This is a genomic window from Occultella kanbiaonis, assembly GCF_009708215.1.
In the GTDB taxonomy this organism is placed as follows: domain Bacteria; phylum Actinomycetota; class Actinomycetes; order Actinomycetales; family Beutenbergiaceae; genus Occultella; species Occultella kanbiaonis.
Map to the genome: position 1 here is coordinate 66,018 of NZ_CP046175.1, position 12,939 is coordinate 78,956.

Annotated in this window: 9 protein-coding genes; 2 read left to right on the forward strand and 7 right to left on the reverse strand. The window is 70.7% G+C overall.

The genetic code is table 11. The features are described 5' to 3' along the window. Positions 1–19: 19 nt before the first annotated feature. Positions 20–676 (forward strand): maleylpyruvate isomerase N-terminal domain-containing protein, encoded by a 657-nt coding sequence (locus tag GKS42_RS00300; RefSeq protein WP_154792018.1) that lies wholly within the window; start codon positions 20–22, stop codon positions 674–676. Positions 677–694: 18 nt separating this feature from the next. Next, on the forward strand, positions 695–1,549 hold the full coding sequence (locus tag GKS42_RS00305; protein WP_232847863.1) for a class I SAM-dependent methyltransferase: 855 nt from the start codon (positions 695–697) through the stop codon (positions 1,547–1,549). Positions 1,550–1,603: 54 nt separating this feature from the next. Here the strand turns inward: GKS42_RS00305 and GKS42_RS00310 are convergent, their stop codons facing one another. The 7 genes from GKS42_RS00310 to GKS42_RS00340 form a co-directional block, all read right to left on the reverse strand. Continuing rightward, a complete protein-coding gene (locus GKS42_RS00310; RefSeq protein ID WP_154792019.1) occupies positions 1,604–4,201 on the reverse strand; it encodes an early set domain-containing protein in 2,598 nt (865 codons plus the stop codon). 146 nt (positions 4,202–4,347) lie between these two features. Continuing rightward, positions 4,348–5,610: a Gfo/Idh/MocA family protein gene (locus GKS42_RS00315; RefSeq protein WP_232847864.1), complete on the reverse strand. Its 1,263-nt coding sequence runs from the start codon at positions 5,608–5,610 to the stop codon at positions 4,348–4,350. 124 nt (positions 5,611–5,734) lie between these two features. Further along, the gene (locus GKS42_RS00320; RefSeq protein WP_154792021.1) at positions 5,735–8,020 is read right to left on the reverse strand and encodes a hypothetical protein; all 2,286 of its coding nucleotides are present in this window, start codon (positions 8,018–8,020) and stop codon (positions 5,735–5,737) included. Between the two features lie 157 nt (positions 8,021–8,177). Next, complete coding sequence (locus tag GKS42_RS00325; protein WP_154792022.1) at positions 8,178–9,119, reverse strand: carbohydrate ABC transporter permease; 942 nt, start codon at positions 9,117–9,119, stop codon at positions 8,178–8,180. Continuing rightward, positions 9,109–10,059, reverse strand: coding sequence for a carbohydrate ABC transporter permease (locus GKS42_RS00330; protein ID WP_154792023.1), 951 nt, complete (start codon positions 10,057–10,059; stop codon positions 9,109–9,111). Before GKS42_RS00330 ends, GKS42_RS00325 begins: the two co-directional genes overlap by 11 nt. A 4-nt stretch (positions 10,060–10,063) precedes the next feature. Beyond that, entirely contained in the window at positions 10,064–11,377 is a 1,314-nt protein-coding gene (locus GKS42_RS00335) for an ABC transporter substrate-binding protein (RefSeq protein ID WP_154792024.1), read from the reverse strand. Positions 11,378–11,889: 512 nt separating this feature from the next. After that, positions 11,890–12,909, reverse strand: a complete 1,020-nt coding sequence (locus tag GKS42_RS00340; RefSeq protein ID WP_154792025.1) for a LacI family DNA-binding transcriptional regulator — start codon at positions 12,907–12,909, stop codon at positions 11,890–11,892. Positions 12,910–12,939 lie beyond the last annotated feature (30 nt).

The window sequence follows — 12,939 nt, forward strand, 5'->3', positions numbered from 1 at the left end:
CCGGTGCTACCGTGCGCCGGTGGACCTCTTCTCGCGGTCGTGGGCGGCGCTGCGCGCCGCGGTGGCCGAACTCGCCGACGAGGACCTGGCGCAGCCGTCCGGCTGTGCCGGCTGGCTGGTCAGGGATCTTGTGTGCCACCTGGTCATCGACGCACAGGATGTGCTGATCACATTGGCGACGCCGGCGGATGCGGAGCCGACCCGTGACGCGGCGAGCTACTGGGAGGTATCCGCGACGCCGCCGACCGGCGCGGATCCGCTCGATGCGCTGACCGTGCGGCTCGCCGCCGCGTACGGCGAGCCGTGGCTGTTGAGGTTCCACCTGGACGACGTCGGTTCGGCCGCGGGACGCGCGGCGGGACTCGCCGACCCGGACCTGCGGGTCGGCACCCGCGACGAGGTGCTCACCGTCCGCGACTACCTGGACGCCTACGTCATCGAGTGGACGTTGCACCATCTCGACCTGATCGCGCACCTGCCCGGGCGCGCCGCACCGCCCGCAGCCGGGCTCGCCCGCTCCCGCGCGCTGCTGGAGGAGATCGCAGGCGCGTCGTTCCCGGCGTCGTTCTCCGACACCGATGCCCTGCTCATCGGGACCGGACGGCGGACGGCGACCGAGCCCGAGCGCGCCCGGCTCGGCCCGTTGTCCGGCCGGCTCCCGTTCGTCCTCGGGTGAGCGTCTAGGCTGATCGGCGTGCCCGAGCCCGTAGCACCCGATGGCGTAGCACCCGATGGCGCAGCACCCGACCGGCCCGCTCCAGATCCCGCCGCCGGGGCCGTGGCGCCCGGCCCGGCCCGCCCTGCCGCCCGGGTGCCCGACCCCGGGCATTTCGATGCGGACCCGTCCGGCTACGAGGCGGGCCGCCCGCCGTACCCGGACGCGCTCTGGTCGCGGCTGCGCACCCTAGGCGTGCTGCGACCCGGTCTGCGCGCCCTCGACCTCGGCGCCGGCACCGGCCAGGCGACCGGGCCGCTCCTGGCTGCCGGGCTGAGCGTGACCGCGGTCGAGCCGGGCGAACGGTTGGCGCGGCGCCTTGCCGAGCGGTTCCCTGCCGCGCGGTTGCGGGTGGCCCGCACCGAGGACGTCGAGCTGCCCCGGGCGGGTTATGACGTCGCCGTCGCAGCCACGTCGATCCACTGGATGGACCTCGACGTGGTGCTGCCACGCGTGCGGGAGGCCCTGGCCACCGACGGCCGGTTCCTCGTCTGGCGCACCGAGTTCGGGGACCCGACGGCGTCGCTGACCCCGTTCCGGGAACGCGTCGCCGAGATCGTGGCGCGTCGCCCGCCCGTGGTCGATGTGCGTCGTCGTGGCGGGACGGCGGAGCTCGCCAGGGCACTGACCGCGGGTGACCTGTTCGCGGTCGAGGAGATCGACGTCACCCGCTGGAGCGTCGACCTCGACGAGGCCCGGGTGCGGGCCCTGTTCGCGACGTTCAGCGACTGGAACGAGGCCGAGGTCGCCGCTGCCGGTGACGCCGCCCGGGACCTCGGCGGCACCGTCCGCGAGCATTACGTCACGCCGCTGATCGTGCTCCGCGGCACCTGACGGACGCTGCGGCCGACGCCGGCCCTGCCGATTCCGGGCAGGACCGGCATCGTGTCAGCCGACCCGGACCACCAGCGGCTCCGAGGTGGACGTCCCGGCCGCGTTCGAGAACTCCGCGTGGTAGCGGTACTCGCCCGCGGGCCGGCCGAGTACAGCCGTCGACGCCTGCTGCGCGGCCGGAGTAGCCGCGATCAGCTCCTGGGTGTCGATGAGCACCCCGTCCTCGTAGAGCCGGTACGCCGTCGCGTTCGTACCCCACCACAGGTCGGCCGTGACCGCGTAGTCCGGCTCGGCGACGTGGTTGTCGTGGGAGAGCACCGGGACCGCCGGCTTCGCGTCGCGCACCCGGACGGTGGTCGAGCCGGTCGGGACGCTCCCGGCCGCGTTGCTCAGCGTGCCGGTGTACTGGTAGTCACCGTCCACCCGGCCGGTCAGGGGGACCCGGACCGTCTGGGCCGCCGGGGAGGCCGGCGCCAGCGTGCGGGTCGCGACCAGGTTGCCGTTCTCGTACAGGCGGAAGACGGTCGCGTTGACGCCCCACCACAGGTTCAGCGTGACGGCGAAGGTGCCGTCCGTGACGCCGCTGTGCCCGCTGTCCGTGGACAGCACGGCCGTGGCGGCCGGTGGCCGGGTGGCCAGCTCCGCCGGCGTCGCGAACGTGTAGGTGACATCCAGCGCGCCCTCGTGCGGGACCCAGAGCAGATGCTGGCGCCGGGTCCCACCCAACGCGACGCGGTCCGTCGCGGCGAACCTGGCGTCGCGCGCGGAGTCGAAGGCGATCTCGAACGTCGCGCCGTTGCGGGCAAGGGTCAGGCCGGTGACACCGGTCAGGTCGACGGCATCACCGGACCGGACGACGGTGCCGTCCGAGAACGTCAGCACGTCCCCGGGTTGCACGAGCAGCGGCACCAGCGCCCGGCCCGGTTCGGGGGTGCGGATCCGCTGGGTGAACGCATGGTCCTGGAAGCTCATGTCGGTATCGGTGCCGATCGCGGGATCGAGGTAGGCGACACTGAAGTCGCCGGTCACCGCGTTCACCTCGGGGGCCGTGAGCACGGTGCCGCCGCGTTCGGGAGCGCTGTAGTAGGTGGGATCCACCTCCACGACCGCGATCTCCGACGCGTCGGGAAAGTGGCCCCAACCGTCGTCGGTGTGGTTGTTCAGCACCAGCGCCAGCGTGCCCATGGTCGGGTGCCAGAGCAGGCCGGGGCCCATCCGGAGTCGACGGTACGGCCCACCGTGTCCGTCCCGGTGACCGAGCGCCGCGGTCAGGTAGTAGGAGGGTCGGCGGACGAACAGGTAGTCCAGATCGAAGCTGCCCGCCTGGCGCACCTCGGTGAACCGCTCGCTCGCGTGGTAGGGCAGCGCCTCGATCGCGGCCTCGCGCTGGGCGACCGTGAGCCCGAGGGGTGCCCGGCTGCCATGCATCCAGGTCCGCGGCGAGGTGCCCTTCTTCTCCAGCGGGACCACCGCGCTGGGGTCCGCGGCCCACGACTGGCGGGCGGCGAGGATCTCGACGTCGGTCGGGTGGAACGCGCCGATCACCGGCAGTTCGCCGAGCAGGGCCCGACCCAGCGCCGATCGGTCCTTGACCTCGCTCGGCTGCACCGAGCTCGCGAACGCCGTGTTCCGGACGCAGATCGCCGCCCAGTGCACCCACCCGGCCCGGTCCGGCTCCCAGACGGCGGCCAGGCTGACGAAGCCCATCATCGAACGCGCCATCTCGACCGCCTGCGGCACGCCCGCCTGCGCCGCGTCGGCAAGGTCCGGCAGGGCGACCGTGAACGAGTAGCCGTTGTCGTAGCCGGCCGGCTCCATCGAGTGGCCCGCGGGCGTGATGCTGTGCTCAAGCAGCTCGGTCCAGCACTCGTCCGCGGAGGCGGCGATGCTGGGGTCGCCGAGCGCCTCGGCGGCGTTGGCCACCCCGACGAGGCCGGCGACGACCTGGTTCGTGTAGGGGACCGGCCGGGTCCAGTGCGGCTTGGACCGGTCGGTCAGCCAGACCGCGGCGGCCCGCAGGGCCGCCTCGATGCGCGGCAGCATCCCGGGGAGCTCTCCGGCCTCGGCGAGGTAGGTGTGGGTCAGCGACAGGGCAACGGAACCGAAACCTGTCGGCGACAGGTGCGGGACGTCGTAGGCGTACTCCGACCACGCTCCGCTCGGCAGCTGGATGCCGAGGTAGTAGGTGAGCGCTGCCTCCAGGCGGTCGCGCAGCCTGGCGTCGCCGAAGTACGGGTTCCAGGAGCGATCGTGCGTCAGGAACCAGGTCAGGGTGGCGACCTGCTCCATCTCCCTTGCGTTGTACGGCTGCTCTGGTGAACGCCACCAGCCGTCCTCCATCCACCCGTAGTTCGGCTCCAAGTCGCGGATGCTGTTCGCCATCGGGGCGACCACCGTCAGGTAGCCGGAGAGGACCTGCTCGGAGTCCTCGAACGCGGTGCGGTCCGGCGGCGCGTCGAGCGGGTCGACGAGCGGCAGCACCGTCCCCTCCGACGTCGCCCAGACCCGGGTGGCGGGGGCGGCGCCGAGTGCCAGTGCACCCGCCAGGCCCGCGGTGCCGAGGAGAATGGTGCGCCGGGACACCCCGGCGCGGATCCGGTCGTTGTCCTGTGGGCTCCGAGGTTCGGGGCCGGCCTGGTTCTGAGCGTGCATCTGCATTCCCTCCATTGGGTTCCTTGCGCCCGGGCGCCCGCGGCGGGCCCCGGGTGGCGCGATCCCGCGATGCGCGGGATCGGTCCAACATGCAGTTCCGGCAGTGACGGTCCGCCCCGCCGAGTCGGCGAGGAACGTGGCCCGGATCAGTCGATGAGCTCCTCCACGGGGATGCCGAGGTCCAGGCGCGGCAGGTCCGGCGGTGGGTCGCCTAGGTCGGGCACGTCGAGCTGGGTCCCACCGGCCAGGCTCGAGGCGTGTGCGAGCAGCCCCGGCAGGGCGAACTTCGCCGCTTCCCACACGTTGACCGGTGGCACCGACCGGGTATGAACGGCGCGCACGAAGTCGTCGGCGAGGAAGTGGTGTGAGCCGAGGTGCCCGTTGCGCAGCCCGGCGTAGACCCGCGGTAGCCGGGCGGTGGGGTGCACCGAGGCGTACCGGCTGTTGAAGTCCTCCCGGAGCACCTCGTGCAGGTCGGCCCGATCGGCGGCCTCGGCCTCGGCGGCCTCGGTGTCCCGGGTGTGCGCGGCGCACGCGAGGATCTCCGACACATCAGTGGGCCCGTCCTGGCGGTCGACCCACAACTGGCTACCAGCGTTCTCCTCGTACGAGGCGAGCGTGCCGTAGATGGTGAGCGGGTTGCTGCCGTGCCGGCCACGCCAGCCCGACCGGCGGAACTCGTTGATCCGCACCATCCCGCCGTCGTCGGTGCGCATCAGCGCGGTCTGGTTCGAGAACGGGTTGTCCCACTCGTTGCGACCCGCGCCGAACACGCCGTCGTCGTCGGTGTCGGTGTAGCCGAGGCAGCTGACCTGGGTCACCCGGGCACCGGTCACCCCGAGCACGGCACCGGTCGAGTGGGTCGGGTAGAACATCGGCGGGAAGCCGGCCACCCGGCGCCACTGCTCGCCGCCGCTGTGCTGGAACGCCGTGTAGAAGCCGTGCGTCATGTCGTGTAGGTAATTGCCCTCGCCGTAGACGAACGCGCCGAAGTCGCCGGCTGCGTACCGGTCCCGGCAGTAGATGGTGTGCGGGTAGTAGTAGGAGGTCTCGCCGCTGGCGTACACGAGCCCGGTGCGCTCCACCGTGCCGACTATCTGTTCGACGTCGGACGGGCTCGACGCGATCGGCACCGCACAGTAGACGTGCTTGCCGGCCTCGAGGGCTTCCAGGGTGAGCGGCCCGTGCAGGTGCCGCTGCGCGAAGATGGCGACGGCGTCCACGTCGCTCGCGCACAGGTCGGCGTGGGAGGCGGCCGTCTCGGTGATGCCGTGCCGAGCGGCGACCTCGGCGAGCCGGTCGGGGATGAGGTCGGCCAGGACCACCCTCTCCACGAGCGGGTGCTTGGCGAAGAGCGGGATGAACGACTCCGCGAACAGGCCCGCGCCACTGATGCCGATGCTGATCATGATTCCGTCCTGTCCTCGTACACCGTGTGCGGGGCTGCGGCCCGGGTCACCTCAGCGTCCGTTGTCCCGGTGCATCGCGGGCCGCGATCCCGTCGCCCGCGTGGTCCCGGCGTTCGGTACCGCGTCATGAGGTGATCCGCTTGGCGGCCGTTCGCCGGGTCTGCGCCGTCGTCGCGATCGCCAGCAGAGCGCTGACCGGCCGCCGGGACTCCACGATCTCGAACCTACCCTGGCCGGGCGCGATGTCGGTGAGCACCAGGGGTTGGCCACCACCGGTGACCAGGCGCACGTCGATCGCCTCGGTGTCCAGGTTCAGCACCTGGACGGCGGTCCGATGGAGCCCGTCCGTCTGCCAGGTATGGGCCGTGGCCGCGTAGACGACTGCCGTCCCCTCGGTGGCCGCGATGTCGACGGCGGTCAGATCGAGGGTGAGGGCACCGGTGAACTCGATGCCCAGCAGGTGCTGCTCCCGGGAGTCGGAGAGAAAACGCCGGCCCGTGGCGGTGACGGTGGCTGTCAGCGGATCGCTCCACGAGAACTGGAACCGGACTCCGCCGCGGATCAGGGAGAAGCCCGTGGCGACGGTCGAGCCGGCCGACCCTGGCGTCACCCGGGTCCCGTCGGAGAACTCCAGGAGGTCGTCCGGGGCGACCACGATCGGGATCTGCTCGAGGGCGGCGCCGTCGACCGCCACGGACCTGCGCACGCCGTCGTGCCAGTGGGTGAGGTCCGTGGTGATGAGCCCATCGGCGGTGGTGTAACGGGTGGTGAACACGCCGGTGTGCCCGGTGACACCCGTGCGATCGACCTCGGGCGCGATCGCACTCGGGCCGTCGTGGTAGGTCGCCGTCACCTCACTGCGTGCCGACTCGGTGCCACCGGCCGCGATCGTGCTCCACCCGTCGGTGGCGTCGTCGACGTTGTTCAGACCGAGCACGACGGTGCCCGCCTCCGGGTGCCAGAGGAATCCGGGGCCGGTCCGCTGACGCGGATACGGCCGAACGCCGTAGAGGGCACCGAGGTAGTAGGACGGCCGGCGGACGAAGGTGAAGTGCTGCGCGGGTCGGCCCGCCCCGATCAGCGAACCCTCCTTCACCTCCGTCCAGGTGTCCTCGTGCAGGTACGGCAGTTCCGAGAGCCGGGCATCCCGTTCGGCTGCGGACACGCCGTCCGGCGCCTGGGAGACGTGCATGTACAGGCGCGGTGAGCTGTCCTGCTTGCCGCGTGGGTGCACGGGCTCCGGATCGATGGCCCACCGTTCTCGCTCGGCCTGCTTCTCCTCGGCCGGCACATAGAAGGCCCCGAGCTTCGGCACCTGCGGGAGGAACACCCGCCCGAGCGCGACGCGGTCCAGGTCATCGGCCACGCGCGGCTCGAAGGCCCCGGCGCCGTTGCGCGCGCTCGCCGACGCGTAGTGGAAGCCGAACGTCTCACCAGGCTCCATGAGGACGACGTAGCCGAACCAGTCGGCCCAACGGCTCGCCAGTTCCAGGACGCTCGGGTCGCCGGTCGCCTCGTAGATGTGACCGAGGTCGGGGAGCATCACCTCGAAGTTGTAGCCGGCGTCGTAGGAGCGGGGCTCGTTGAAGAAGCCCGCCGGAGCCTGGCCGTGCTCGAGCAGGAAGGCGGTCCGATCGGCGAGCGTGGTGCCGATCGCGGGGTCGGTCAGGACCTGCGCCGTCTGGGCCACACCGGCCAGACCGGCCACCACCTGGTTGACGTAGCCGACGGGCGTGGCCCAGTGCGGACGGCTCAGGTCGACCAGCCACGCACAGGCGGACCGGAGCGTGGCCTCGATCTCCGTGCGCCGTTGCGGCAGTGAGTCGGTGGCCTGCAGATCCCGCAGCGCCGCCGAGAGCGCCACTGTTCCGAACCCCGTGGGCGCCAGCCCATGCTCCGTCCAGGAGTACTCCGGCCACGATCCGTCGTCGTGCTGGAGGTCGAGATAGAAGCCGAGCGCGGCGTCCAGCCTGCCGAGCAGGTTCTGGTCGAGGTAGTAGGGGTTCCAGGCCCGCTCATGGGCGTAGAACCAGGAGAGGGTGGCGACGTGCTCCATGATGCGGGCGTTGAAGGGCTCGTTCGGCATCCGCTGCCAGCCATCCTCCATCCAGCCGTACCGGTCCGGATCGTCGTCCACGACACTGTTCGCGAGTGGGGCGAGGATCAGCAGATAGGCGGCGTAGACCTGCTCGCTCGGATCGAACAGGGTACGGTCCGGCTCGCCGGCCCCGAGGGCCGTCACCAGCGGTAGGACGGTGCCGGCCGACGTGGCCGCGGCCGGTCCAGCTCCAGCGACGCCGCCGGCCAGGACCGCCGCCGAGGCGGCGCCGATTCCGCCGAGGAAGGAGCGACGGCTCAGCGGCGGCAGCCGGAGCGGTGCAGGTGACGGGGTCGGGAAGGTACCGGTCATGGTGAACTCCTTGGGAGAAGTCGTGCTGACGTGGAAGTCGTGCTGACGTGCGGGACGCTGTGCCCGCGTCCACCCCCGGTACCCGGGGTTCGCCGGGTCCACTGGGTGACGCTGAGGCGTGACTGCCGCGTCCTCGGGGCGATCCGCCCCGAGGACCTCAGCCCTTGAGTCCGGTTCTGGACAGGCCCTCCACGAACTGTCGTTGCGCGAAGAGGAAGACGATCAGGACGGGGATGACCGTGAGTGCGGTCGCCCCGATCTGGGTGTTGTACAACGGTTCGCCGTAGCCGTCCTGGTAGCGGGTGAGTCCGAGGCCCACCGGGAACAGCTCCTCGCTGCGCAGGAAGATCAGCGGCTCGAAGTACATGTTGAACGAGGACAGGAACTTCATGATCGCGACGGCTGCGATCGCCGGACCGGACAGCGGCAACGCGATCCGCCAGAACAGCCCGAGCCTGCCTAGCCCGTCGAGGCGGCCGGCCTCCTCGAGCTCGACGGGTAGCGAGAGGTAGAACTGCCGGAAGATGAAGACGCCGACGATGCAACCGGGCCCGAAGATCGGCAGCACGATCAGTGGGATGTGCGTGTTCATCAGGCCGAGGTCGGCCACCCAGCGGAAGATCGGGATGATCGTCACCTCGCCCGGGATCATCATCCCGGACATCAGCACCAGGAAGAGTTTGCCGGCGAACGGGAACCGGACCCGGGCGAACGCGTACCCGGCGAGCGAGCAGACGATGATCGAGCCGATCGTGATCACCGCGGCCAGGTAGAGCGAGTTCAGGTACTGCTGCGCGAACGGCGTGACGGTGAAGATCTTCGAGACGCCGTCCAGCGTCCAGTTCTCGGGGAACAACGTCGGTGGGATCTGGAAGAACTCGTCCGTCGGCTTGAAGGCGGCGAAGATCATCCAGATCGTCGGGTAGATGAACGGGATCGAGAGCACGCACAGCAGCGTGTACAGCACGATCTTCGACCACAGCCGGCGCCGGCGGGCATGCGCCGAGTCCGGCGTGCGTTTGCTCCGGACCGGCTCGGAGCCCCCAGTCACATCGCCGGCAGCGCCCTGCGCCTCGGCCGTGATGACGTCAGACCTCATCGTGCACCCACCTCTTCCGGGAACTCCACTGCAGGGCGGCGAGCACGAGGACGACCACGAACAGGACCACGCCGATCGCGGAGGCGTACCCGAAGTCCTGCTGTTCGAATGCGGTGCGGTAGAGCAGGTAGGAGATCACGGTGGTGGACCGTCCCGGCCCACCCTGGGTGAGGATCTGGATCGGCACGAACACGTCCATCGCACCGATCGTCGTGATCATGACCACGAGGAGGATGGTCGGGCTGATCAGCGGGAGGGTGACGGACCGGAACACCCGGCCCGGGGTGGCGCCGTCGATGCGGGCGGCCTCCTTCAGCTCGGCCGGCACGTTCTGCAGTGCGGCCAGGAACAGGATCATGTTCATGCCGACGCCCTTGAAGACCTGGATCACCACGACGGTGACGAGCGCCCAGGTGGGATCGCGCAGCCAGTTCGGACCCTGGATGCCGATCGTGGCGAGGGCGCCGTTGATGCCACCGTTGGCCGCGACGAGGTAGTTCCAGACCAGGACCCAGGCCACGGCCGAGACGATCACCGGGGAGAAGAAGAACGCCCGGAAGGTCGTGGTGCCGCGCAGCTTCTGATTCAGCAGGACCGCGAGGCCCATGGCCAGGGTGATGTTGAGGACCATCAGCAACGCCGCGTACTTGAACGTCGTGAGGAAGGACGACCAGACCGTGTCGTCGGCGATCAACCGCGAGAAGTTGTCCAGGCCGATCCAGTTGAACTCCCCGATCAGCGGGCTCCAGTCGTGCAGGCTGTACCAGATCACGTACCCGAACGGCACGAGACCCAGCACGAGCACACCGATCACCGCGGGGGCTGCGAACGAGAGCCCGACGGCGGCATCGATCCTGGCCAGCCGCTTCGAGGAGCCGGTCCGCGGCCCCGGGGTGCGACCGACCTTGCGGTCGGTCGCACCCATCGGTTCGGCGCTCATCGGATCAGCCGGCGAGGCTGTCGGAGATGGCCTCGCAGATCGCCGGCATGACCGTGGCGGCGTCGCCCTCCGGCACCCAGAGGGCGTCGAGCTCCACCCGGACCGGATCGGCGATCTCGCTCATGTTGACGTGCCCGGCCTTCGTCACGCCGACCAGCGCCTGGTCGATGACGGTGCCCTGGATCTGCTCCTCGGTGAGGGCCGGGGCGGCAGCGGACAGGGTCTCGACGGTCAGCAGCGACTCGCGCGGCGGCGGGAAGAACTGGGCGAGCAGCTGCGAGTTCTCCGGGTTCGTGAAGTAGGCGAGGAAGTCCGCGGCGATCTGCGGGTTGTCGCCGCGCGCGACCACACCCACACCGCCCTGGCCGACCACCGGCACGGTGCCGGCCGGCCCTTCGGGCATCGGGACGAAGTCCCAGGCGAAGTCGTCGCCGAGTGCGGTGGAGGAGCTGAGCTGGGACAGCCGCAGGCCGACCTGTCCCGAGGCGAAGTCGAACTCCGCGCCCGGTTCGGCGACCGCGCCGGTGTCATAGATCTGGCCGTGGAACCAGTCGAAGAACTCGACCATCTCGGGGGAGTCGAACGTGCACTCGGTGCCGTCCTCGCTCCACGGCGCCGCGCCCCAGGACATCCACATCGCGCCGAGCGCCGCGTTCCAGTTGGTGTACGGGTCGTCCGAGGCCTGGAAGCCGGTGGTCGAGGTGCCGTCGGCGACGGCAGCCGCGATCTCCATCGCCTTGTCCCAGGTCCATTCGCCGCTCGCCATCAGGTCGCGCGGGTTCGGTTGGCCCGCGGCCGCCAGCAGGTCGTTGTTGACGTACATCCCGAACGGGCTGTTCGAGAACGGGTAGCCGTAGATCTCGCCGTCCGCGGACCAGACGTCGATCGCGCCGTCGAGCAGGTCGTCGATGTCGTACCCCTCGGTCTCGGTGAACGTCGGCTGGAGGTTGTAGAGCACGCCGCTCTGCACGAACTGGGCCGCGTTCGCCTCCGAGACCCAGGCCAGGTCCGGCGCATCGCCGCCGGCGATCTGGGTGGTCAGGGCGTTCACGTAGCCGGACCCGGTCAGCGGCTCGAACGACACGGCGCTCACCAGCTCCGGGTTCTCGGCGATGTAGGCGTCCGCGATCTGGTTGAAGATCTCGTGGTGGCCCTCGTTCGCGCTCCACATCACCATCCGCAGCTCCACCGGGCCGTCGGGGGTGTCCCCGTCACCGCCGCCGTCATCCCCGCCGCTGCACGAGGCGAGCAACAAGGCACCTGCGCTGAGGGTTGCGGCCGCGGTGAGGAAGCGGCGCCGGTTCGTTGATCCGTTCATCGGAGCTCCAGTCGGTGGTCGGGCCGCATGACGGCCGGACGCCGGTGGGGGTACCGGCGGGTGAGTGCATCAGGACGCCCCGCTCGGGGGCGATGGGGTGCCTTCGGGATAGCCATCGTTCTCATCACCTCAACATCGGCGTTGGGTAGCAGTGGTCCCTGCTGCGAGCGAGGCTACTGCAGGTTCCCCGAAAGTGTCTAGATACTTTTGGAAGAATTTTCGGGGAGCGGCGCGCGTCGTGCGGAGGTCGGGGGTCCGGGTGCGCAGGCGGGAGTTCGGGCTCGGGGCGCGCGGCGCGCGAGTCCGGCTCGGGCCGCGCGGGCGCGACGTTGGGTGGCTCGTGCCGCGAGGGCGCGAGGTTGCGCGACGTTGTGTGGCTCGTGCCCCGCGAGGACGCGAAGGTGCGCGACGCAGTCAGGCTAGGGCCCGCGACGGCGCGAACGTGCGCGACGTTGTACGGGCTCGGGCGGTCCGGGCGAAGGTCGGCGATCAGCCGTGGTGCGCGCGGATGGTCAGGCGCGGGGTGCGGTCGTGGAGTGCCTGACGACGAGCCGGGTGGCGAGCTCCGTGTGACGCGGCCGGGTGGTGGCTTCGCCGAGCAGGGCCACGATCGTCTCCACCGCTGCGGCGCCCATCTGGTCCACGGGTTGTCGCACCGAGGTCAGTGGCGGCGACGCCAGCTGCGCCAGGATCAGGTCGTCGAAGCCGATCACACTGAGGTCGTCCGGCACGCTCATGCCCACCCGCCGCGCGGCCTCCAGCACCCCGAGGGCCTGGAAGTCGCTCGCGGCGAAGATCGCGGTCGGCGGCTCCGGCTCGGAGAGCAGCGCGAGGCCCTCCTCGAGGCCTGAGTCGTACGTGAAGTCGCCGGGGATCACCCGTGGCGGCTCATGGTCGACCGTGGCCATGTTCAGCGCCGCGAGGTATCCGGACATCCGCGCCCGGCTGGCCATCGCCGTCGGGAGCCCGCTGAGCATGACGATCCGGCGGTGTCCAAGGCCGAGCAGGTGTTCGGTCGCCGAGAGGCCGCCGGCCCAGTTCGTGGCACCCACGCTGTAGGTGCTCTCGTCCGGGTTGCTGAGCGCGTCGATCACGACCAGCGGCAGATGATGGGCGTCGAACCGCGCCCGCTGCGCATCGTCGAGGACGGACGTGATCGCGATGACGCCGCGCTTGCCGGCCGCCTGGATCTCGTCGATCCAGCCGAGGTCCTGGGCGTCGTTCGGGTAGAGCGCGATGCTGATGTCGATCTGCGCGGGACCTGCCGCGTCGACCGCGCCACGGATCACGTCGAGGCTGTACGGGGAGTGCATGTCCCGGGCCAGGATCACCACGGGAGTCAGCGAGCCCCGGCGCTTCTTCGTCGCCACGTAGCCACGGTCGCGCAGGATCCGATCCACGCGCTCGCGGGTCACGTCGGAGACGTCGGCGCTGCCGTTGGCCACCTTGGACACCGTCGAGATCGAGACGCCGGCGATGGCGGCGACCTCGGCGAGGGACGGCTTCTTGCGCTTCGTGGGGCGGTCGCCCATGACCGGCTCCTCTCGTTCCTGGGCGGCGTA

Bases quoted from the DNA above. Each gene is read 5' to 3' on its own strand.
- GKS42_RS00335 (WP_154792024.1), bottom strand. From the start codon at position 11,377: ATGAACGGATCAACGAACCGGCGCCGCTTCCTCACCGCGGCCGCAACC.
- GKS42_RS00310 (WP_154792019.1), bottom strand. From the start codon at position 4,201: ATGCACGCTCAGAACCAGGCCGGCCCCGAACCTCGGAGCCCACAGGAC.
- GKS42_RS00315 (WP_232847864.1), bottom strand. From the start codon at position 5,610: ATGATCAGCATCGGCATCAGTGGCGCGGGCCTGTTCGCGGAGTCGTTC.
- GKS42_RS00330 (WP_154792023.1), bottom strand. From the start codon at position 10,059: ATGAGCGCCGAACCGATGGGTGCGACCGACCGCAAGGTCGGTCGCACC.
- GKS42_RS00340 (WP_154792025.1), bottom strand. From the start codon at position 12,909: ATGGGCGACCGCCCCACGAAGCGCAAGAAGCCGTCCCTCGCCGAGGTC.
- GKS42_RS00325 (WP_154792022.1), bottom strand. From the start codon at position 9,119: ATGAGGTCTGACGTCATCACGGCCGAGGCGCAGGGCGCTGCCGGCGAT.
- GKS42_RS00320 (WP_154792021.1), bottom strand. From the start codon at position 8,020: ATGACCGGTACCTTCCCGACCCCGTCACCTGCACCGCTCCGGCTGCCG.